Here is a 23364-nt window from a genome sequence, read left to right on the forward strand (position 1 = left end):
GCCCATAGCACTTGTTTATCAAGCGCGACTATGCAGTGGAAGAGAAAATGCAGCAGTTAACTGAGATCGTAGAACAAGCCTTAGTCATTATTGACCAGGCCAGTGATCTAAAAGCACTGGATGATATCCGTGTCGATTACCTTGGTAAGAAAGGTAAGATCACCGACATGATGAAAATGATGGGTAGCTTAAGCCCAGAAGAAAAGCCAGCCTTTGGCCAAGCGGTCAATGATGCTAAACAGGCGATTCAACAAAAATTAACTGAGCGCATCGATGGTCTAAAGAGTTCGGAATTGGAAGCCAAATTAATCGCCGAAAAGATTGATGTGACTTTGCCAGGCCGCACCCAAGAGATCGGTGGCTTACATCCTGTGACTCGAACCATTGAGCGTATCGAAACCTTTTTCGGGGAATTAGGGTTCTCGGTAAAGCAGGGGCCTGAAATTGAAGATGATTTCCACAATTTCGATGCACTGAATATCTCTGAGCACCACCCAGCGCGTGCTGATCATGATACCTTTTATTTCAATCCTAAACTGATGCTGCGTACCCAAACTTCGGGCGTGCAAATCCGTACTATGGAAACTGAAAAGCCACCATTACGCATTATTTCTCCTGGTCGTGTTTATCGTAACGATTACGACCAAACTCACACGCCTATGTTCCACCAAGTGGAAGGGTTGTTGGTTGATGAGCATGTTAACTTTGCTGAATTGAAAGGCATTTTGCATGACTTCCTGCGTAATTTCTTCGAAGAAGATCTGCAAGTGCGTTTCCGTCCATCTTACTTCCCATTCACTGAGCCTTCAGCCGAAGTGGACGTGATGGGCAAAAATGGTAAATGGCTAGAAGTGCTTGGCTGCGGTATGGTACATCCGAATGTGCTGCGCAGCGTTGGCATAGATCCAGAAAAATACTCTGGTTTTGCTTTTGGTATGGGTGTCGAGCGCTTAACTATGTTGCGTTACGGCGTAAACGATTTACGTGCGTTTTTCGAAAACGACCTACGTTTCCTGAAGCAATTTAAATAACGGAGCTGTAATAGCATGAAATTTAGCGAATCTTGGCTTCGTGAATGGGTCAACCCTTCAGTCAGCCGTGAAGCATTATCCCACCAGATCACTATGGCCGGTCTCGAAGTCGATGACGTTGAAGCCGTGGCTGCCGATTTTAGCGGTGTAGTGATTGGTGAAGTGGTTGAGTGTGGTCAGCATCCCGATGCCGATAAACTGCGCGTGACCAAAATCAACGTTGGTGGTAGCGAACTTATCGATATCGTCTGCGGTGCACCAAACTGCCGTCAGGGTCTTAAAGTGGCCGTGGCTATGGTTGGCGCCGTATTACCTGGCGATTTCAAAATCAAGAAAGCCAAGCTGCGTGGCATGCCATCAGAAGGTATGTTGTGTTCATACAGCGAGCTTGGCATCAACGTAGAAAGCGATGGCATTATCGAATTGCCACTGGACGCGCCATTAGGCACTGACATCCGCGACTATCTGCAACTTAATGATGCCGTTATCGATGTAGACTTAACTGCTAACCGTGCCGATTGCTTAGGTATGGCAGGTCTTGCCCGTGAAGTGGGCGTGTTAAACCGCCAAACAGTGGTTGAGCCACAGTGGCAAGCCGTCACGCCAACGACAGATGCAAAGGTCACGATTAACGTTAACGCGCCTGCTGCGTGTCCACGTTACTTAGGCCGTGTGGTTAAAAACGTCAATGTGAAAGCGCCTACGCCATTATGGATGCAGGAAAAATTGCGCCGTAGCGGTATTCGCTCTATCGATCCTATCGTAGACATCACTAACTTTGTGTTGATTGAATTCGGTCAACCTATGCACGCTTTCGATCTGGCCAAATTAACGGGCGATATCCAAGTGCGTTTAGGCACTGGCGAAGAGAAAATCACCCTGCTTGATGGCAGCGAAGTGACCATCCCAAGCGATACCTTAGTGATCGCCGATGATGCGCGTCCATTAGCCCTTGCTGGTGTGTTTGGCGGCGAATATTCAGGCGTGAGCGACACGACCCAAGACATACTGCTTGAATGTGCGTTCTTCGCGCCGCTTGCCATTATGGGTAAGTCACGTCGTTTAGGTTTGCATACAGATTCATCACACCGCTTTGAGCGTGGTGTTGACCCTGAGATGCAACACAAGGTTATCGACCGTGCTACGCGTTTAGTTCTGGATATCTGTGGCGGTGAAGCTGGCCCTGTAGTTGAGGCTAAATCAGAGGCTGATTTACCCAAACCTGCACAAATCGTTTTACGTCGCGGCAAGTTAGATCGAATTTTAGGTCACCATGTACCTGATAGCGATGTCGTTGAAATCCTACAACGTTTAGGTTTTAGTGTGGTTGTTGGCCAAGATAGTTGGCAGGTCACTACCGCGACTTATCGTTTTGATATGGTGATTGAAGAAGATTTGATCGAAGAAGTTGCCCGTATTTACGGTTATAACAATATCCCGAATACGGCGCCTGTTGCCGCACTGCGTATGTCAGATCATAAAGAATCTGACTTAAGCCTAAAACGCGTGCGTGCCTTATTGGTCGCTCGTGGTTTCCAAGAAGCGGTAACCTACAGCTTTGTCGATCCAAAACTGCAAAATCTGGTTCACCCTGGTTTAGACGCTATGGTGTTACCAAACCCAATTTCCAGTGAAATGTCGGCCATGCGCCTGTCAATGTTCACCGGTTTATTGGCCGCCGTTGGCTACAACCAAAGTCGTCAACAGAGTCGCGTGAGACTTTTTGAAACTGGCCTGCGCTTTGTTCCTGATATCAATGCAGAATCCGGTGTAAGACAGCAAGCAATGCTCGCTTGTGTCATTACTGGGCTCCAAAATGATGAACATTGGGCTATGGAATCGAAAACTGTTGATTTTTTCGACCTTAAAGGTGATTTAGAAGCAATTATCGGCTTGACAGTTTCCGCATCAGAATTTAGCTTTAGAGGAGCGACGCATTCTGCTCTCCATCCGGGGCAATGTGCTGAAATATTGAGAAATGATCGAGTGATCGGTCATATAGGTGCAATCCATCCTAGTTTGGAGAAGCCTTTTGGACTCAATGGTAAAACCATCGTTTTTGAGTTGGAATTGGATGCTTTATTGCATACCAGTTTGCCGCTAGCCCAAGCTGTATCTAAGTTTCCAGCTAATCGTCGTGACATCGCAGTCGTAGTAGATGAGAGTGTATCTGCAGGTGATGTAATGAAATTGATAAGAAAAGTTGGCGAAAATCAGTTGGTTGGCATAAACTTGTTCGATGTATACTTAGGTAAAGGTGTTGAACCTGGCAAGAAGAGCCTGGCGATAGCACTTACATTACAAGACACTACTCGTACGCTTGAGGAAAAAGAGATTGCTGAGACCGTTGGTTCAGTCGTTTCTGCCCTTAAGTCCGAGTTCAACGCATCGTTGAGGGATTAAAGTATGGCACTTACCAAAGCCGAAATGGCAGAACATCTTTTTGAAACACTCGGAATGAACAAACGTGTCGCCAAAGAGATGGTTGAGTCGTTCTTTGAAGAGATTCGGGGCGCACTTGAAAGTGGTGAGCAGGTCAAGTTATCTGGCTTTGGCAACTTTGACCTTAGGGACAAGAATCAAAGACCGGGAAGGAACCCAAAAACAGGCGAAGATATCCCAATTTCTGCTCGTCGTGTCGTGACTTTCCGTCCCGGCCAAAAGCTGAAAACTCGTGTAGAAGCAGCAAACACGGGTAAGTAATTTCGTTTGTTTGATGGGAAAGCCACTCCTTAGAGAGTGGCTTTCCTGTTTATTTTTTTGTGTAATATCTCCATTATTTCTATCCACTGTCTGAGGTGAATTCTTTGTCAAGACAGCCCAAACATTTCGACCGTCGCTTTAAACTCGCCTTATTACACCCTAGATACTGGGCCACTTGGTTAGTGATTGGTCTATTAGTGATTTTCGGACTCATGGCCGCATGGCTGCGTGATCCTATTGCAAGATTATTGGCAAAAATAGTGATGCCAATTGCCAAAAAGCCCATTAGCGTTGCGAGAGCCAACTTAAGGGCGTGCTTTCCTGAACAATCTTCCGCCGAGATTGAAGTGTTAATCCGTGAGAACGTGCAAAACTTCGTTTTGGTGTTGTTAGCACAGGGCGAATTGCTGGTGCGCTCAAAAGCGCATTTACGTCGTAGAGTCAATTTAATCGGCTTTGAGCATGTGACTAAAGCGCAGGCTGCGGGGCAGCCGATCATTTTTATCATGCCCCATGTGTGGCCAATTGATTATGCTGGTTTACGCCTTAACCTTGAGTTGCCTATGGTGACTATGGCCAAAGCCCATAAAAACGGGTTATTCAATTGGTTTAGTAATCGTGTACGCAGCAGTTGTGGTGGCCATGTGTATATGCGCGAGGCGGGCATTCGGGCGTTATTGGCTGAGCTTAAGCGCGGTAACAGTTTCTTTTATCTTCCCGATGAAGACTTAGGTCCTGAACAAAGCGTGTTTGCGCCTTTTTTAGGCACAGTGAAGGCAACGCTACCTGTTGTTGGGCGTTTAGCGCAGGCGGGTAATGCTCAAGTGCTGCCAGTAAAGATTGGCTACAACCAAGCGACACGCCAATTTGATCTCACCGTGATGGCGGCCGTTGCGCCTGAAGACATGGTGGGCAAAGAAAACGAAGCGTTGGCACTGAACAAAGTGGTCGAGCAAGTTATCTTAGCTTATCCAGAGCAGTATATGTGGTTCCTGCGGTTGCTCAAGACGCGCCCAGAGGGTGAAGCTTCTATTTACGGCTGATTGTAGCGTGACTGAAATAGTGTGGTTTAAAATGGCTTTGAGCTCTGATTGCTCGAAGCCATTTTTGTGTTGAAGGGCGTTATTTATTGATAGCACTCTTTATTTATAGAGCGTTTTATCAATAGCGCTGTCGTTAACCATGCGTATCGTGGATGATTAATCCTCGTTCTGTTCCATCTCAAGTTGCATCAGTAACATATCTTCGCCATCGAGTACGCGAGTTCGAAAGCTTTGACATGCAGGGCAGACGACCTTGCGCTCACTCAGTACGGATTCAGTCTGGCAGTCTTGGCAAAGTATCACTAGCGGCTGAATTTGCATATTGAGTAGGGCTTCTTTGCAAATCCCATCGAGCTTAAAGGTATCGAAGGCCGTTTGTAGCAGGCTAGGTTCAACCCCGCTCATGACTCCCAGTTTGATATCTACTCGGGTGATTTTATCGGCATGATTGGCCAGCGCGTGCTGTTCGCATTGCTCAATCAGGGCACTCACAATCGAATATTCGTGCATCAGCAAATCCTTGGCAGCAGTTCACCTTGGGGAAGATCGAGATAACGCTTAGTATTCCAAGGCGTTCTTAGTACGACTTTCCCCACTAAATCTTCACTCACAGTGCCGATTATCGCTGCATGCTCACAGCGCCCAAAGCGTTGCATGATCTCGAGCGCACCTAAGGCGATGTCGTTGGGAACGGCGAGGATGAAAGTGCCTTCGTTGGCAAGATCCATGGCTTCGAAACCATAGAGTTCGCACAGACCTTTGACTTCATCGCTGACGGGAATACTGGCTTCATTCACTGTGATGCCAACATTGGAGGCGACAGCCCATTCGTTCAGCACTGCCGATAAGCCGCCGCGAGTCGCATCGCGCATCGCATGAATGGGAATATTGGCGGCAATCAATTGCTCGACTATGGGCCAGAGCGTCGCGCAGTCACTTTGCAATGCCGATTCGAGGGTGAGTCCTTCACGCGCCATTAAAATCGCTGCACCGTGGCAGCCAATATCACGGGAGACAATAATGGCATCGCCCACGGTGACATTCGCCGCGGAAATATTGGGACGCAAGATGCGACCAATGCCTGAGGTATTAATAAATAAACCATCGGCGCACCCCTTGGGTACGACTTTAGTGTCGCCGCAGACTATCCGTGCACCACTGTGTTTTAATTCTTTCGCCATACTGCGGACAATCGTCGTTAAATCCTTGATAGAAAAGCCTTCTTCTATGATCACACTGCAACTCAAATACTGAGGTTCTGCGCCCATCATAGCGAGATCGTTGACTGTGCCTGCGATGGCGAGTTTGCCGATATCGCCGCCGGCAAAAAATAAAGGGGATACGGTGAAAGAGTCTGTGGTAAAGGCGTTGGCACCGTGCAAATCGAGTTTAGCAGCGTCTTCTTCGCTGCGAAGGATTGGGTTATCAAACTCGGCAAAAAACAGATCACGGATCAGTTTATTCATTTCTTTGCCGCCACCGCCGTGGCTGAGTTGAATGGATTTATCTTTAAGCGTATCAGCCATGATGTGGTTCCTTGATATCGATACCTTGATAGCGGTAATAGGCATTGCAGGCACCTTCGGAGCTGACCATGCAACTACCTAAGGGCGTTTCGGGATTGCAGCCGCGGCCAAAAACTTTACAGTCCTTTGGTTTAGCAAGCCCACGAAGAATATCGCCACACTGACAGGCCTTGTGATCGTCAATTTCCTTCACGGGTAGGCGGTCTTTAAAGCGCAGTTCGGCGTCCCTGTGGGCATATTCGGGTTTGAGCTGCAGCGCTGAATTGGGGATTGGGCCTAGGCCACGCCAGCGAAATTGCGGTCTGACATTGAAGAATTGATTCACTTTGGCCTGCGCCGTGAGGTTGCCGTTTTCCGATACCGCGCGGCTGTATTGGATATCGAGCTCCGCTTTGCCCGCGGCTTTTTGGCGCACTATCCGTAAAATTGACTCCATCACATCAACGGGTTCAAATCCTGCGACAACCACGGGCGTGCCATAGTTTTCGACTGTGCTGCGATAGATTTTTGCACCGCTGATCACGCTTACATGGGCGGGGCCGATAAAGGCATTCACTCTGGCTTTTGGGTCGTGCATCACGGCACCAATTGCGGGGGGCACTAATACATGATTGATATGAAACAGTAGATTTTCGAGTTTTTCTTGTTCGGCCAGTTGCAACAAAATCGCTGTCATTGGGGTTGAGGTTTCAAAGCCAATGGCGAAGAAGACTACGGTTTTATCGGAATTGTCGCGGGCAATTTTGAGCGTATCTAAGGGATCGTAAATTGGGCGAATATCGCAGCCCTTGGCCCTAAAACTGGCTAAAGAGCCTTGAGAACCGGGCACGCGGATCATATCGCCCAGGGTCACAAGAATAACATTTTCTTGGGAGGCAAGCGCCGCGGCTTGGTCGATGCGCTCTTTAGGCATAATGCACACTGGGCAGCCAGGACCATGGATAAATTCAATATTATCCGGCAGTAAATCTAGCAAGCCGTATTTCATAATCGTATGAGTATGGCCACCACAGACTTCCATGATATTGATTTGTTGCTTAACCAATTTAGCGGTTAACTGAATATCCCGTGCTAAATTGGCAATCGTTTGGGGATCGCGAAAGCCTTGATAGAGGTGTTTTAGTTCAAGCATGCTTTTTCCTCGGTGCACTCGATAGGGGTGCGCCTTGCGACTTAATCCTGCACTACTGATGGTCAGTGTATGGCTTCATTTTCAAGCTTAGTGACGATTTCTTTGTATAGTTCAATGCTTTGCTGCGCATCTTCCTTATCAATTTTGTTCATCACAAAACCAATATGGATCAACACATAGTCGCCAATTTCCAGTGGCTCATTCATTAAATGACTGCTGACATCGCGGCGCACGCCTAAGGTATCGACTGTGACGCTCTGGCGCTCAATATCGACCGCCACCACTTGGGAAGGTATGGACAAGCACATTATTGTGCACCTCGAATATTGTCTTTAAGCCAAGCGGCTACTGCCTGCATGGAGTCGCCATCTTTAATTGAGATTTCAATAATTTGAGTTGCTGGATTGAGTTTTTTAAGCTGCGCTCTGGCTTCGTCCATCTTGAAATCAAAATAGGGCAGTAGATCGCACTTAGTGATAAAAACTACATCGGCGCGGCGGAACATCACAGGATATTTCTCAATCTTATCATCGCCTTCTGGCACTGATAGCAGCACGATATTTTTGTGAGTGCCCACATCATAACTGGCTGGGCAGACGAGATTACCGACGTTTTCGACAAAGCAAATATCGAGTCCTTCAAGCGGCAGATGATGTAGGGCACCGTGCACCATAAAGGCGTCGAGGTGACAGGCGCTGCCCGTTTGAATTTGATAGGCCTTAATGCCTTTAGCGATTAAGCGGTCGGCATCGCGTGAGGTTTCTAAGTCGCCCTCGATCACCGCATAGTTGAGCTGCGTGTATTCTTTGAGATTTTCTAATAGGGTGGTTTTACCACTGCCCGGGCTACTCATGATGTTGAAGGCAGTAATGTTATGTGCCTCAAAGTGGGCGCGGTTATGACCTGCTTCGACATCATTTTTATCTAAAATTTTGTGGATGACTGACAAGGTTTTTTTATCGTTTAACTGAGGATTTGTGTGTAACTCTTGATGGCTATGCTCATGAGTATGTGAATGGTCATGATTATGCTCATGGCTATGGGCATGCGCGCCTAGATGATCATGGTCGTGGCGGGTAAGGGAGCAGCCGCAGTCTTTACACATTTTACCTCTCCTTGTATCGGCAGAGTACGAGGACTTTGCCTGACAAATAATGATTGATGTACGAATCGTTAATTTGGTTACGCTAATGTTGAGTGTGATACAAATTGCGCTACGGATCTTTGATGTTCGTCAGGTTTATGGGGATAAAAATGGCGAGCGAACATCAGGGCTTATCAAATAAGTAAGGTTATTGACTCTGATGAATGCCATACCAAAGTTGGCCTAGGGCGATACCGCCATCATTGATGGGTATCTGTTTACTGGATAACACTTTATTTCCTTGGACGCTGAGCTTGCTCAGGCAGTATTCCAATAGATATTTATTTTGAAATACGCCACCGCAGAGCACGGTTGGGAGGTGTTGATACTGGGCAGTATAATCACAAATAGCATCACCTAAGGTGTGTAAAAAGGCGCGGGCGATGGCATAGCATCTATTGTCTGTTAGCGGTTGTGCTGTAATCAATTCAACAATTTGCTTGAACATCTCACTGCTTCGCCACTGGTCGATGTCAAGAGGTAAGTTAAGCGAAATGACTTCAAGGGCTAATGCATCGGCGCGATTGGCCGCGGCTTCTATCGCCATGCCCGCTTGACCTTCAAACAGTGTGGTTTCGATTAAGCCTAAGGCGCAGGCGAGGGCATCGAACAGTCGTCCGACAGAGGAGGTTTTTATCGCACTGCCGTTCTGCCAGATCTTATGTAAGTTAGTCAGAGTGTTTGGGTGCATGTTGTTTAATATAGGTAATTGCAATGCGAGTACAGCATTGAGGCTCATTTGCTCGAATAATAATGCCAGTAACAACCTCACGGGTTGCTTAATGGCTTGCTCGCCACCTAGCAGAGCTATGGGCTCAAAATGGGCCAGTCGCTGCGCTTTATCGAGCGTAGTTAATAGCACTTCACCGCCCCATAAACTGCCATCGTCGCCAAGCCCAGTACCGTCAAAACTAAAGCCCAATACGGGATCTCGATATTGATTAACCGCCATTACGCTGAGCACATGGGCATGGTGGTGTTGCACCGATAAACATTTATTTTGACGGGTATCGCTGAGTTTTACACTCGAGTTTGAGTGCATTTCAGCCCAGCGCGAAGGGGCATAATCTGGGTGTTTATCGCAAATAATAAGATTTGGCGTAAAGTGATACAACCGAGCAAAAGTGGCTAAGGTGCGCTCAAAATACTGCTCGGCGCTGACACTGAATAAATCGCCAATATGGGGACTTAAAAACACATTGTTGCCAAAGCCTAAGGCGATGGCATTTTTTTGCTGTGCACCTACGGCTAAAATTGATTGGGTTAGCGGTGTATCAAGTGGAAAACTTAAGGGCGCATAGCCGCGGGCGAGACGCAGCACTTGTACCTCTGCGGAGTAGTCCAGTTGCGGCTGAATCACTTGCACCACACTGTCATCGCAGCCATTAATAATCGGCCGATTATGATCGACTATCGCATCCACCACATGGCTTAAGTGACTAATAAGCTCATCACCATCAGTGATGATAGGCTCACCTGAAACATTGGCGCTGGTTGCAACTAATGGCCCTTTGAAGAGACCTAATAGCAAATGATGTAGCGGTGTGTAAGGTAAAAATATCCCGAGTTTATTCAGATTGGGGGCGACAGCTAAGCTGAGATCATGTTCGGCTCGGCTGCTCATAAGCACTATGGGCCTTTCCTGCGAACTCAGCACTCGCCACTCGGCATCCGTCCCTGTGACATAGTGCTGCGCCATGGTGATATCCGCCATCATCACCGCTAGCGGCTTGGCCTGGCGCTGTTTTCGCAGCCTGAGTGCGTTGACGGCATTGTCACTTCGGGCATCACAGATTAAGTGAAATCCACCCAATCCTTTAATTGCCAGAATCTGCCCTTGGCGTAATCTGTCAGCCGCTGCTGTCAGTACCGCAAGGTCCGTACTCAATTCAGGTGCGCTGACATTTGAGGCACTGGGAAGGATGTATTCCCCTTGCGGTGTTTTTAAACTGAGTCTGGGGCCACAGGCGGGGCAACTTATGGGCTGGGCATGGTAGCGGCGGTCGAGTGGGTTTTGATATTCTTTGGCGCACTCGGGACACATGTCAAAATCGGCCATAGCGGTGTTGTGTCTATCATAGGGTAAAGCATTGATAATCGTGTATCGAGGGCCACAGTTAGTGCAGTTGGTAAAGGCATAGCCAAAGTGGCGGTCATCAGGATTATGTATATCGTTCATGCAGTCTTGGCAGGTACTTTTATCTGCCGATACCGCCACTTGCGCACCTATCGGTGAACTGGGGTCATCGTCCTCATGGCTGTCGCTTTTTATTATCTCAAACGTGGTTTCGCTTAATAAAATCGGCAGTAGTATTTGGCTGATATTGTCGATACGGGCGAGTGGCGGCGGGGTGGTATTGAGTACTGCGATAAAGCGAGTGAGGTTTTCATCATTACCTTGCAGCTCAATGGTCACGCCCTTGGCATTGTTGAGCACAGTGCCCGTCAGTTGAAACTCAAGGGCATAACGATAGACAAAGGGGCGAAATCCCACCCCTTGTACTATGCCAGTGACGTGCAACTGACAACGCTTTAACGTGGCTCCCTTGTGGACAAGGTATTCCAACGCGAGCCTTCGTTTTATCTGCAGGTCACTGTGCTTTTTGTGGCGACTATTGTGTCTATGTGGCTTCATACGTTGTGACTTAACTTTTGGCCTCCTAATCATGGGCATTTAGTTGTCGCTGCTTAACGTAAAGTGCACCAACGGCTAAGTTATCGCCGTCTAAATCTAGGCTGCGATTGATCACCAATGGAAAGTTTTTGCCTAAGCGTAAGCTGATGCGTTTGCACAGGGTTTCATTGATTAATTCATTGCCCGCTAAGGCTATATTGTGCACGCCGATATTTAAATCGATATGCTCGATCCAATTAGATAAATAGTCCGCCAGCGAGTCTTGCATCGCAAAGGCGAGCTGACTCGGATCGTCATTACCCGCAATACGAAAACTTAAGACAGTGCCTAAGGTTTTACACCAATTTAGGCTGCGGTGGGCTTCACCTTTGGTTAGCGGATAATCGATACGCGGTGCATTGGCACCGTGGTAGCGCATGGCGGCGGCCATGAGTGCATCGCTGAGCCTTGCTTGGCTTTGAGTCTCTTCTTGTGTATTAAGGCCAATTAATATGGCAGCAATCGCCCACAGGCTTTGTAAGTTGTCCCGTCTGCCGTGAAGCTTTAGGCTTAAAAGTTTTAGGTAATCTTCGGGGAACAGGCTCTTAAATTTTTGCGCTACGGCTTTTTGCGGACTGCTGTCCAGTTGATGGAAGATTTCGTAACCGTTATCGGGCAGCTCGGGCAGGGCAAAGAAGAGTTCAGTGTCGCCCTTATTATCGCAGGTGACAATTTGACTGGCGTGGGTATGGCTTAAGTAAATGACCGCGGCATTTTTTGCCTGTTTATGACTGGTAAACTTACCGTTGAGCAGCGCACTGAATAGCGCTGCGTCTGCAAGGGTGTGATTTTCTGTGTTGACTGTATTTTGATTATTATCGCTTAGCATACTAGTGCAATGAATATCACTGTCTTCACTTGACGGTACTTGAGTCAATACTGCCACACTCAGTTCGCCTTGGTGCGATCGTGAACGTTTCGCCGCCTGCCATTGGGCTTGATAACCGTGAAGACTGACTTTTTCCCTTAAGGGTTCTGGAGCGATAAAGTGCTTGGTTTGAACCTGTGTTGAGCTTAAATCGTGACTGGCGATTTGTGCCCAAGCACCATCGACCCAAGCTAGCTTCGGCCTATTATGCGGCCCTTTAATGTAAACCCAATCGACCCCTTTTTGTCGTAATACTTCCCCGAGCACTAAGATCACTCGGCTGTAGGCAAAGCAAATGTCGTACAGCGGCGCACTGAGTTTGTCGTGTTCTTGCGTGGGTCTCGCGCAGATAAGTGGCTTTTCAATACTCGAAAGCGCGAGCACCTGCGCATCGTTCAGACAAAAATGGGCGTTCAGCGTATTGGGATTACAAATTAACAGTTGTGGCCGCTCGCTTAAGGGCTGCTCAAACGGTGTCAGGCTGATTTGCAGATTATCGGCGGCCGCTAATGTCAGTGGACCTTGTGTCAGCAGTCCCTGTGCCATGGCTTTAATATCTGACAAGGTTAACGCTTTTTGTGCGGACGTTAATTGTGTTTCGCCCTTGCAGCAAGGGCAAATTAAATCGAGTGTGCCAAACTTAGCCGACTGATTATCGCCAATCAACGGATAACAATGCTGGCAAAAAGGCACTATGGCAGGGCTTGATCCAGACTGTGGAAAGGGCAGTAAGGTTTTACTGCCCTGGGGCTCGTCGATGACTTTAATACTAGAGTCAATCAACCAAGCGGAAATCAAAAAGTCCGCGGCAATGGCATCGGCCAATTGTTCTAGTTGGTTTTGCTCGCCCTGAGCTTCAATAAAATAGCTTTGAGGGCCAAAGTCATGTTGGCCAGCACTATATTGACCTGAGCTATGTTGACCATTACAGCCTATGCTGATATTTAGCTCATCGTAATTTAGATATTGATTACATAAATACGCATACAAAGGCACCTGACGTGAGCAGGTAAAATCAAATCTGATGTTTTTCATCTTCTATATACTTTCACCAGTAGTAACGCCACGTTTATAAGAGTCAGGGATCAGCGAGTCAATACTATGCTCGGCAACACGCGTCGCAGTGAACCCAAGGGAGGCTAAGTGGGATAACAAGCTTGATTCCATTAAAGGTACCGCGGCGGCGACTTTAGGGGTCAAGCCTAGCACCATAGGTTCGAGCACGGTTGGGGTGACGCCAAGCACGAAGGTTTTAGGCCTGTCGCCAACCATTTCCATCATATTGAGGGTTTGCAGCATTTCGACTTCATGGGCGCTGCCTTGCCAGTCGATTTCCTTCGGCGCTTTATCAAAATCGAAGAAATAGACTTCGCCCGCTTCTACGCCATTGGCATTAACTGTATCGACCACGATTAAATAATCGTATTGGCAAATAATAGGGATAAGTCCCTGAGCCAAGGTGCCGCCATCGAGCAGCGTTAGCTGGTGGGACTCATGGGTAAACTGATAATTATCAGCTATATAATTGACAAAATGTACGCCGATGCCTTCATCGGCGTACAGGACATTGCCAATACCGAGTAGCAATATCTTCATTGGACTCCTAGTGGTGTGAGTCTGGCTTTGGGTAGTCATAGCCAGAGACAATCGAGTCAACTGAGTTATGTTTGAAGCGTATCCCTGACCAAACCGCCATATAGACGTGGATAACCACAAAGATAACAAATGCCCAAGTGAGGTAGTGATGCCAAATCCTAACTTGTGCTAGCCCACCCATTTGTGCCGTGATCCAAGCGGCGCTGCCCCAAAGCATGCCACCTAAACCTTGGTGATACACATTGGCATACAACACCATACCCGTTATACATATCACAAGAGCGACCAGTGAGATTGCTACATAAGTCACAAATTGCAGCGGTCCATAGACACCGGCTTTATGTAAGTGCCCCATCCATAAGTAAGATTTCAGCTGAGTGATCCAGCTTTTTACGCTCATGACATCGCGAAATGAGCGCCGCTCAATGTCGCTTCGGCTGAAAAAATACAGGTAGAAGCGCACTAAAGTGATTGCGGTTAGTACAAAACCGCAAATCAGATGAGCGAAGCGGATCCAGCCTTGTACGAGTACGTCCGTACTTTCAGGCGCCACAAGAAACGGCCAAGCAATATAGAATCCGGTGATCACTAGCACCAGAATTGATAGTGCCCTGAGCCAGTGAAAAATCCGTATTGCCGGACTAAAAATCAGTGTCCGAATGCGGGTTGCAGAATGGTTCATTTTGCGTTCCCTCCCTCGATTATTGACCATTGGGACTGACACGGAACTCGCTCAATGCTTGGCCTTTGAAATCCATTACGTGTACAGAACACGCCATGCAAGGGTCAAATGAGTGAATAATACGTATCACCTCAAGGGGCTTAGTAGGATCTTCCAGTTTCAAGCCAATTAAAGAGGCTTCATAGGGACCCATTTTACCGTTGGCATCCACAGGACCTGCGTTCCAGGTCGTCGGTACCACGGCTTGATAGTTCTCAATCACTCCATTTTTAATGCGGATCCAGTGGCTTAACATGCCGCGTGGCGCCTCGATCATGGCGTGACCTACATACTCTTTATTTGGATCAATATTGGGTTTTACATAGGTAGATTCATCGGACTGGATATTCGTCAGCAGCGCATCAAAGGTTTTTAACCCTTCTTGGGCGACGATGACTGTCTGCAACATACGGGCTGCAGTGCGACCTAAAGTGGTAAATAGAGCCGCTACGGGTAGACCTGTGCGAGCGAGCAGGCCATTAACCGAATCCACGACCACCTTGTTACCGCGGGCATAACTCACCAATAGGCAGGCGAGTGGACCCACTTCGACGGGCTCACCTTGATAACGGGGAGATTTCACCCATGAGTATTTGCCATCACCATCCAGTGTTGGCAATTTGCCGTAGACAGTGTCGCGTTCAACAAAACCAGTGTAATTAGGAATCGTTGTACCGTCATAGGGATGCTGCGGCGCATCGGCGCTATACCAAGCGTGGCTGACGTCTTCGGCAATCAGATCTGGATTCACATCACTGACACCAGCAAGGTCGCCATTCATGATCACGCCTTGATTAAACATGTATTCGCCATTGGCTAACACAAAGTCATCGGTCGCCATGAAGTTTTTCACGTTTACGCCGCCCAACACGCTAGGTTCAGTACCAAAGGCTTCGGCCGCCATCACGATATCTGCTTGATAGGCACGCAGAATAAAGTCAGTTACTGTCGCATGTTTTTGCTTCCATTCCTGCAGGCGAGCAGGGCTGAGCATGTCGCGCACCGAAGTCACACCACCGACAACAACGGATTGTGGATGTGGTGATTTGCCACCAAAAATGGCTAGCATTTCTGCCGCAACACGTTGTACTTCAAGCGCTTTAAGGTAATGAGATAGCGCGATAAGGTTTTGCTCTGGGGTAAATTTATAGGTGCCGTTGCCCCAATAAGCGTTGGCAAATGGACCTAATTTTCCCGTTTCGACAAAGCCTTTAACTCTTTCTTGTACCGCTTTTAAATCACCTTCACCCGCCGCTATGGGATGGTCTGTGTATTTCAGGGCAACTTGTGCCGCTTTAGCAGGATCGGCGCTCAGTGCAGAAACCACATCAACCCAATCTAAGCCGTGTAGATGGTAGAAATGCACAATATGGTCATGCATGTATAAAGAGGTTTGCATTAATGAACGTAAGTATCTCGCGTTCAATGGAATTTGAATTCCTAGCGCATTTTCAACCGCTTCAGTACCGCAGCGGTAGTGGGAATAGGTACATACGCCACAGATACGTTGCACAATAAGGCCAACATCCATAGGCGTGCGGCCTTTGAGAATGACTTCAATACCGCGCCAAAGTGTGGAGGATGACCAAGCCTTGTTGATGACGTTATTTTCATCAACTTCGACTTCGATACGTAAGTGACCCTCGATACGTGTGATAGGGTCGATAACAACGCGCTTGCTCATGGGTTATTCCTCCAGCGGTTTGGCAAAAATACTGGCAACGGCATGGGCTCCAATGCCCACCACAGTCGCGCCTAAAATCACCGCACCAATAGTATCTGCGGTCGCATCCAATCCATGGAGGAGTTGACGGCCAAGGGGTTTTTCAAAGTCAGCCATATCGTCCCAGAAGTTAGGTTCTGAGCAACCCATACAACCGTGTCCAGCGAGTACTGGCCAGCTAGTGTGATGGTTAAAGCGCTCGGTTGGGCAGTTGTTGTAGGTGTAAGGACCTTTACAACCGACTTTATAAAGGCAGTAGCCTTCTTTCGCACCGTGATCGCCAAATTCTTCAACGAATTCACCAGCATCGAAGCGGCCGCGGCGTTCACAGTTATCGTGTACCCGTGCGCCGTAAGCCCATTTAGGTCTATTAAACATATCCAGCGCAGGTAATTTTCCGAACATGATGAAGTACATCAAAGTGCCGACTATGTTCTTTTCACTCGGTGGGCAACCGCCTAAGTTAATCACGGGTTTACTGACCACTTCATGCACGCCTTTCGCCCCCGTTGGGTTTGGATAAGCGGCTTGCACCCCACCAAACGCCGCACAAGTGCCGACAGAGATAATCGCGGCGGCGCCTTCAGCAGCATGCTTGATGATTTCTAAACCCGTGTGGCCTTTACAACCCACAGTTAAGAAACTGCCGTTATTTGCAGTCGGAATCGCCCCTTCAACGGCCAGTAAATAGCGGCCCTTGTAAGTTTCGAGTGCATGTTCGAGGTTCTCTTCAGCTTGCCAACCCGCTGCAGCCATTAAGGTTTCGTGATATTCCAAGGAAATATGATCGAAAATCAGTGAGTCTAGATTGGGGGTATCGGTACGAATTAAAGATTCGGAGCAGCCAGTACATTCGGCCATATGTAACCAGATTAAGGGTACACGATCGGCTAATTCGGCAGCTTCGGCCACTAAGTTACTAAAGGGGAGGGGTAATGCGAGCATGCTCGTCACCATGGCACTCCACTTCATAAAATCACGGCGACTAATGCCGTGCTGTTGCATTTTCTCAATCAGCGATTGTTGTTGACGGGGAGCGAATTGGCGTAACGCATCTAAGCGCGCCTTTCCCTGTTCATATAGGGCTGCATGTGTGTCCATGGGTCAACCTTTTTTGTTATTTAAATGTAAATTGGTAAGGGTTTACATAATTGACAGTGTCAGTTTAGGCCGTTGGAGTGTAAAGATTATTGATGTATATCAAGAATTTTTAAGAGATGTGACCGAACTGATTTTGACATTTAATTAACATGACACAGATCTAATTTCACTTTTTCTAATGGGACAAAATGTCTCACATTTGCCATTTTGGATGAAATCGGTCACTTAATCAGCACTCATGTGATTAAGGCCATGCAGATGACTATGGTTCATTCGCGTGGTGAGTCTGGGCGAGCAGGTTAATTAAACTTATATAAGCTTGTTTAAGAAAACCTTAAGATTCAGTTAATAGATTCGAACGTAATCGTTAACGCGGAATATGCTATGAAGAAAATATTATTGTTACTCAGTTTATTGGCCGCAGGCGTACAAGCCGCGCCATCGCTGGACTATCAAGTGTTTAATGCGCAAAACCAAGCTGTTTCCCTGAGTGAGTTTAAAGGCAAAGTCGTCTATGTCGATTTTTGGGCATCCTGGTGTGGCCCTTGCCGTAAATCGTTTCCTTGGATGAATGAGATCCAAAAAAAGTATCAAGATCAAGGTTTGGCCGTCGTGGCAATCAATCTAGATACAGATAACGAGTTAGCTCAAGAATTCTTAAAACAAGTCCCTGCCAATTTTTCAGTGCGTTTCAATCCAGAAGGTGATGTCGCGCGCAGTTTCGATTTGCTGGGCATGCCGAGCAGTTTTATGTTCAATCGTCAAGGTCAGTTAGTACAGCATCATGTTGGCTTTTATGCCGATAAAACCGCTGAATACGAGCAAGAACTCGTCAATTTACTGAAGGAGTAATTTATGCTTAAACCCGCATTAGTCGCAGTAACGCTCATCATAGGTTTGAGTGGATGTTCAAGTTTAGGAGTGCAGCCGTGGGAGAAAGGCCAGTTGGCCCGCAGCGATATGGCGCTCGACAGTGAAAAGCTCGATCTAGCACTCGATGATCATATTTATTTTAGTAAAGAAGGCAGTAGCGGCGGACGTGCATTTGCCGGTGGCGGATGTGGCTGTAACTAAACTCTCCGTTGGTGTTATTTGCCCTTAGATGTAACGAATAAATGTAACGCACAGACGTAATGAACAGACCTACTAAAACAAATGTGACGAGCAGATGTTCTAAAATCTGGGGCGAAATCCCGCGGTATTGAATAGATGGAAGTGACCTACAGGTGTTGTCAGCTATGACTCAAAAAAAGAACCAAATAAATACAAAACAATCGAAGCAGATAGCGGGTGCTCTCGCATTAGCCAGTTGTGGACTGTTTGCAACAAGTGGCCATGCGACTGAATTATCTAAAAAAGCTGACGACTGGAAGATCGATGCTGCGTTAATGTATTACGGTGAGCAAGATAGAGTACAAGCCATCGAAGCCATAGGCACAGCGCAAAAAGCCTTTGGCGATGACAGTGTGCTGGATCTCAAACTCGTGGTTGACAGTCTAACGGGGCCTTCAGCATCGGGCGCCGTGGCCCAAAGTACCAGCCAAACGTTTACTCGACCATCTGGTAATGGTCAATATCATGTTTCAGCGGGAGAAACGCCGTTAGATGACACCTTTCACGATACTCGCGTACAAGCCAATGTCGGTTGGAGTGAAGTGCTAACACCAGATTGGAAACTCAATGTTGGCGCATATGGCTCGAAAGAGTTTGATTATATGTCAATGGGCATCAATGCCGGAATTGAGCGAGGGTTTAATAAAGACAACACCACTTTATTTTTAGGTACGGCTTATAGTTTCGATGTGGTTGACCCCGTTGGCGGTCGTCCGGTGGATTTATCTTCGATGGTCATTCGCGATAACTTCACCAGTGAGGAAGCTTATCGCAGCGCATTCGATGCGACCCGTCAAGGTGGCAGTGATAATAAGCAGACCGCGGATGTGATGTTAGGTATCACTCAAGTGCTTAGTCAGCGCTGGTTGTTGCAAGCCAATTACGGCTTGTCGAGTGTCAATGGCTATTTAACGGATCCCTACAAGGTGCTCAGTGTGGTGGATAACAACGGCATTACTCAGGATTTATTGTATGAGAGCCGCCCCGATTCGCGCTTGAAGCACAGTTTTTACGTGATGACCAAAGGCGCATTAGATGCGGGCGTGGTGGATTTTTCCTACCGTTATAATACTGATGATTGGGATCTCACATCGCATACCTTAGAAACCCATTATCGGTATTACTTTACGGGCAATTTTTACGGTCAATTGCATCTACGTTATTACCAACAAACGGCGGCTAACTTCTATCAACCTTTCTTGATGGCTGATACGCCACTGCCAGAGTTTGCCAGTGCCGATTATCGTATCGGTGATATGTCGGCTTATACGATTGGGGTTAAATTTGGCCATAGATTATCGGGCGGTCATGAAATGTCGTATCGCTTAGAGTATTACCAACAGGATCCGAAAAATAACGGCGCTACGATTCCTGGAGAGCTGCAAAACTTCGATCTGTTTCCGACTCAGAAGGCAATTACAGCACAGTTTAGTTATTCTTTTTAATACGAAATAATGCTACTGGCTCAGATAGCAAGGCGTTAAACTGTATGGGTAGCTTAGCTACCCATACTCAATTTGTGCCTGAACTTATTCAATCGCAATCCCAGTGGGATGCCATGTGAAGAGGTGATTTATGATGTCGACATCGTCCCTAAAGACCGCACCTTATTCGTTGCAGCGCCGTGATTGGGGTTATGTGGGTGAATTTAGGGCCATGGCGAGTCCCTGTGAAATACTCATTGGGTGCGATCAATTTGATATTGCAGACGATATGTTGGATATGGCTGTCACTGAGGCGCTGCGTATCGAACATAAGTACAGTCGCTTTATCGCGCAGAATTGTCTGTGGCAATTAAACCATGCCAATGGTCATAAGCAGCTTATCGATGAAGAAACCTGGCAGTTATTGGCTTTTGCTAAACAATGTTTTCAGCTCAGTGATGGACTCTTTGATATTTCTGCTGGGCCGTTAATGGAACTGTGGCGCTTTGATCCCAAAGCCCAATTGCCCGAACATGGCCGCATACTTGCCGCGAAAGCTTTAGTGGGATTTGAACGCATCGAGTTTGATTCGCGCCATATTGAGATGCCAACAGGAATGAAATTGGATTTTGGTGGTATCGCAAAAGAATATGCGGTCGACAGAGTCGCCTATGAGTTAGCCGAATGTTATCCAGACATTCCAGTGTTAGTGAATTTTGGCGGTGATATCGCTTGTCCCGTGTCCAAAGTGACGCCATGGCAAGTGGGAATTGAAGACCCACGACACCTTGACCACGCTGCGAGTGTACTGTCGATTAGTCAGGGTGCATTAGCGACCAGTGGCGATACGCGGCGCTTTTTTGAAGTCGATGGAAAGCGTTACGGCCATATTGTTGACCCACGCACTGGCTATCCCGTTATCCATGCGCCGCGCTCTGTGACTGTGTTAGGGCCAAACTGCGTGACTGCAGGTATGCTCGCCACTATGGCTATGCTGCAGGGGCGAGACGCGGAAGATTTTTTACAGCAACAAGATGTTAAGTTCAGTATTTTCCGTTAGGGCTCAGTTAAGGACATTGAATGCGTATTATGTTGGTTGAAGACAATGAGTTATTAGCCCAAGGGATTTGCTTGAGTTTGGCAAAGCTGGGTATGCAAGTTGATCACCTTAATAGTTATCAGCAAGCTTTGCTGGGGGTTAAAAATGAAAGCTTCAGTGCCATAGTACTCGATCTGGGATTGCCTGACGGTAATGGTAAAGAGTTGCTTAAAGCTTGGCGCCAGCAGGGAGTGTCAATTCCCACAATAGTCCTGACCGCTAATACGGATTTTGACACTAAGCTCGAATGTTTAGACATGGGCGCCGATGATTATCTCGGTAAACCTTTTGATGTGCGTGAACTAGCCGCGCGCATTCGTGCCATCGTCAGACGTCAGTATGGGCTCGATCACAACAGTTTGATTATTGGTGCGCTTTGCATTGATTTAAATACCCGTGAAGTGACCTTTCGCGATCAAAATGTGCTGCTTTCACGGCGTGAATTTCAATTACTGCTCGAACTCGCTCAGTCGGCAGGGCGTGTATTGACCCGCAGCCAGTTAGAACAGTTAACCTATGGCTGGGATGAAGTCGGCAGTAATTCAATAGAAGTGCATATCCACCATCTGCGCAAAAAACTTGCCAATGAATTAATCAAAACCGTGCGTGGAATAGGCTATACCTTGATTGAAATAAATTAATTTGAAGAGTTAAGTGACAAGCTCCACGTTTGTGGGTACTGATAACGCAGTGATGACTTGAAGCATAGTCGTTAGGAAAAAGAAGTGATTCGATTAAAGGGGCTAGATGTGTATTCACTGCGTTTGGTACTGACATTATTAATTTTGTCAGGTATTTCAGTATCCGTCGCTGTGTCTAGCTGGTTGAGTACTCGGGATTCTAAGCATCAAATCGAAGAACTCTTCGATGCGCAAATGCTCCAAACCGCTAAAATGTTGGAGTTGTTCTATCATACTGAGCCCGATGCAACAGCTCAGGATCTCGTCATACCCCAAGTGCTCCACGTTCCCGATAGCCAGATCAGTTCCTTTGCCGAAAAGGCCGATGCGCTGAAACTGGCCTATGAGCATAAATTGGCGTTTCAAATCTGGAGTGAGGCGGGTGAAGCCTTAGTTTTATCGGATAATATTGGTCATCAACCTATCAGTCGATTCGTACAGGGTTATCATAAGAAAGTGTTCGAAGGAGAACTCTGGCATGTGTTCAGTTTTTTTTCGGTTAAAAATCATGTTTGGATTGTCACTGCTCAACAGGATGAAGTACGCCAAGAGCTCGTATCGCAAATCATGCATAACGCCGTTATCGTGCCTTTAATGGTAGTGCCTTTAACATTAATTATTGTTAGCTTCTTGTTTTATCTCTTGTTTCGGCCATTAAAAACCTTTGAAAGAGAATTAATTGGACGTGCGCCCAACGATTTGACCCCGTTGACTATGTCATTGCCTAAAGAATTAGTCCCTGTTCGGCGCGCATTGAACTTATATATCAATAGTATCGCGCGATTTATCGCCCGTGAGCGTCGTTTTAGCGCCGATGCGGCCCATGAGCTTAAAACGCCATTATCTGTGATTAAATTACATCAACATGGCTTAGAGAGTCTGATTGATGATGATCCGCAGCAGAAATTCCATTTAGCTGCGATAGATGCTGGCGTAGTGCACATGAGTCATACCGTTGAACAATTACTCGTATTAGCAAGGGTGGACTCGATTAATGAGCTTAATGTGTCATCCCACGCCATTTTGCCTATGGTCGAAGATGCGCTTAATCAATTAATGCCACAAATCACAGATTATGAATGGAATATCGATATCGCATCCAATCTAACGGTGACCTGTGATCGTTTTTATTTGCTACTTGTACTGAAGAATATTATCGAAAATGCCTGTAAATACAGTCCACAGGAATCGGAGATTTCAGTGTCGGCCCATGCTTTGGATGATGAAATCTGTATTTGTGTCGCGGATCGAGGCCAAGGCATGACAGAGCCGCAGATTGCCAATGCGACAGAACGTTTTTATCGTGTGAATGAAAATGAAGGCATAGGCGCGGGATTAGGTTTGTCTATCTGCTATCACATCATAGAATTGCACCAAGGTCGTTTAGTGATTGCGCCTAGGGATCAAGGTGGATTATCTGTGACACTTTTTCTGCCAAAATAGTTCAGGCAATGAAATGTTAAAATAGATCCGCAGTTTCAGTGACATCAGCTCAGTTGTTTTGATACATTTAAGCGGGTAAAATTTTGAAATTTCCTGCTGTCTTAGTGTTAATCCTTAGGCTTACCAACAGATTGATTCGCTTATTGTGATATTTCATCTATGATCATCAACACTTAGTTGAGGTGTAAAAAGGCTCATTTTACTTTCAATAATGTAGCATTTGGATCACTTAATTTGTTTTTGTAACTTTGAAAACAGAAATAAGCATGATAATGTTATTTTAATATTCATTTTTGGTATAAGCTTATTCTCAAATAGTATTGTGTAGAAGGGGTTAACTGCA

Annotated in this window: 21 protein-coding genes; 10 read left to right on the forward strand and 11 right to left on the reverse strand. The window is 46.8% G+C overall.

Annotated elements, in window-relative coordinates:
* Window positions 1-47: 47 nt before the first annotated feature.
* From pheS to lpxM, 4 genes are all read left to right on the forward strand, one after another.
* The gene (gene pheS, locus L5M40_RS18480) at window positions 48-1031 is read left to right on the forward strand and encodes a phenylalanine--tRNA ligase subunit alpha (RefSeq protein ID WP_006081368.1); all 984 of its coding nucleotides are present in this window, start codon (window positions 48-50) and stop codon (window positions 1029-1031) included.
* Between the two features lie 15 nt (window positions 1032-1046).
* Window positions 1047-3434, forward strand: coding sequence for a phenylalanine--tRNA ligase subunit beta (gene pheT / locus L5M40_RS18485; RefSeq protein ID WP_263176343.1), 2388 nt, complete (start codon window positions 1047-1049; stop codon window positions 3432-3434).
* Window positions 3435-3437: 3 nt separating this feature from the next.
* Window positions 3438-3734: an integration host factor subunit alpha gene (ihfA, locus tag L5M40_RS18490; protein WP_006081370.1), complete on the forward strand. Its 297-nt coding sequence runs from the start codon at window positions 3438-3440 to the stop codon at window positions 3732-3734.
* Between the two features lie 104 nt (window positions 3735-3838).
* Window positions 3839-4777, forward strand: coding sequence for a lauroyl-Kdo(2)-lipid IV(A) myristoyltransferase (gene lpxM, locus L5M40_RS18495; protein WP_028760187.1), 939 nt, complete (start codon window positions 3839-3841; stop codon window positions 4775-4777).
* A gap of 156 nt (window positions 4778-4933) precedes the next feature.
* On the opposite strand, the gene hypA is transcribed toward lpxM, so the two are convergent.
* From hypA to hyaA, 11 genes are all read right to left on the reverse strand, one after another.
* The gene (gene hypA, locus L5M40_RS18500; RefSeq protein WP_263176344.1) at window positions 4934-5287 is read right to left on the reverse strand and encodes a hydrogenase maturation nickel metallochaperone HypA; all 354 of its coding nucleotides are present in this window, start codon (window positions 5285-5287) and stop codon (window positions 4934-4936) included.
* A complete protein-coding gene (gene hypE, locus L5M40_RS18505; protein WP_028760185.1) occupies window positions 5287-6303 on the reverse strand; it encodes a hydrogenase expression/formation protein HypE in 1017 nt (338 codons plus the stop codon). The genes hypA and hypE overlap by 1 nt, the downstream gene beginning before the upstream one ends.
* Window positions 6296-7435 carry a hydrogenase formation protein HypD gene (gene hypD, locus L5M40_RS18510; protein WP_173496592.1) on the reverse strand — a complete coding sequence of 380 codons (1140 nt, stop codon included), beginning with the start codon at window positions 7433-7435 and terminating at the stop codon, window positions 6296-6298. The genes hypE and hypD overlap by 8 nt, the downstream gene beginning before the upstream one ends.
* A 62-nt stretch (window positions 7436-7497) precedes the next feature.
* Window positions 7498-7743, reverse strand: coding sequence for a HypC/HybG/HupF family hydrogenase formation chaperone (locus tag L5M40_RS18515; protein ID WP_113939526.1), 246 nt, complete (start codon window positions 7741-7743; stop codon window positions 7498-7500).
* Window positions 7743-8540, reverse strand: a complete 798-nt coding sequence (gene hypB, locus L5M40_RS18520) for a hydrogenase nickel incorporation protein HypB (RefSeq protein WP_173496593.1) — start codon at window positions 8538-8540, stop codon at window positions 7743-7745. The genes L5M40_RS18515 and hypB overlap by 1 nt, the downstream gene beginning before the upstream one ends.
* A 187-nt stretch (window positions 8541-8727) precedes the next feature.
* Window positions 8728-11145, reverse strand: a complete 2418-nt coding sequence (gene hypF / locus L5M40_RS18525) for a carbamoyltransferase HypF (protein ID WP_173496594.1) — start codon at window positions 11143-11145, stop codon at window positions 8728-8730.
* 94 nt (window positions 11146-11239) lie between these two features.
* The gene (locus tag L5M40_RS18530) at window positions 11240-13156 is read right to left on the reverse strand and encodes a NiFe hydrogenase (RefSeq protein ID WP_173496595.1); all 1917 of its coding nucleotides are present in this window, start codon (window positions 13154-13156) and stop codon (window positions 11240-11242) included.
* A 3-nt stretch (window positions 13157-13159) separates the two neighbouring features.
* The gene (locus L5M40_RS18535) at window positions 13160-13717 is read right to left on the reverse strand and encodes a HyaD/HybD family hydrogenase maturation endopeptidase (RefSeq protein WP_105252281.1); all 558 of its coding nucleotides are present in this window, start codon (window positions 13715-13717) and stop codon (window positions 13160-13162) included.
* Window positions 13718-13724: 7 nt separating this feature from the next.
* A complete protein-coding gene (gene cybH / locus L5M40_RS18540) occupies window positions 13725-14399 on the reverse strand; it encodes a Ni/Fe-hydrogenase, b-type cytochrome subunit (RefSeq protein WP_263176347.1) in 675 nt (224 codons plus the stop codon).
* A 19-nt stretch (window positions 14400-14418) separates the two neighbouring features.
* Entirely contained in the window at window positions 14419-16122 is a 1704-nt protein-coding gene (hyaB, locus tag L5M40_RS18545; protein ID WP_028760177.1) for a nickel-dependent hydrogenase large subunit, read from the reverse strand.
* A 3-nt stretch (window positions 16123-16125) separates the two neighbouring features.
* On the reverse strand, window positions 16126-17262 hold the full coding sequence (gene hyaA / locus L5M40_RS18550) for a nickel-dependent hydrogenase small subunit (protein ID WP_028760176.1): 1137 nt from the start codon (window positions 17260-17262) through the stop codon (window positions 16126-16128).
* Between the two features lie 384 nt (window positions 17263-17646).
* On the opposite strand from hyaA, the gene L5M40_RS18555 reads away from it, so the two are divergent.
* The 6 genes from L5M40_RS18555 (at window position 17647) to L5M40_RS18580 (ending at window position 23021) form a co-directional block, all read left to right on the forward strand.
* Entirely contained in the window at window positions 17647-18114 is a 468-nt protein-coding gene (locus L5M40_RS18555; RefSeq protein ID WP_028760175.1) for a TlpA disulfide reductase family protein, read from the forward strand.
* A 3-nt stretch (window positions 18115-18117) separates the two neighbouring features.
* Window positions 18118-18336, forward strand: coding sequence for a DUF4266 domain-containing protein (locus L5M40_RS18560; RefSeq protein WP_028760174.1), 219 nt, complete (start codon window positions 18118-18120; stop codon window positions 18334-18336).
* Window positions 18337-18500: 164 nt separating this feature from the next.
* Window positions 18501-19820, forward strand: a complete 1320-nt coding sequence (locus L5M40_RS18565; protein WP_131525479.1) for a DUF3570 domain-containing protein — start codon at window positions 18501-18503, stop codon at window positions 19818-19820.
* Window positions 19821-19950: 130 nt separating this feature from the next.
* Window positions 19951-20859, forward strand: coding sequence for an FAD:protein FMN transferase (locus L5M40_RS18570; RefSeq protein ID WP_263171244.1), 909 nt, complete (start codon window positions 19951-19953; stop codon window positions 20857-20859).
* 20 nt (window positions 20860-20879) lie between these two features.
* On the forward strand, window positions 20880-21539 hold the full coding sequence (locus tag L5M40_RS18575; RefSeq protein WP_028760171.1) for a response regulator transcription factor: 660 nt from the start codon (window positions 20880-20882) through the stop codon (window positions 21537-21539).
* Window positions 21540-21623: 84 nt separating this feature from the next.
* On the forward strand, window positions 21624-23021 hold the full coding sequence (locus L5M40_RS18580; RefSeq protein ID WP_219250499.1) for an ATP-binding protein: 1398 nt from the start codon (window positions 21624-21626) through the stop codon (window positions 23019-23021).
* The last annotated feature ends 343 nt before the right edge of the window (window positions 23022-23364 follow it).

The sequence above is a fragment of the Shewanella sp. SM68 genome (assembly GCF_025653925.1).
GTDB classification, from domain to species: Bacteria; Pseudomonadota; Gammaproteobacteria; order Enterobacterales; family Shewanellaceae; genus Shewanella; species Shewanella oncorhynchi.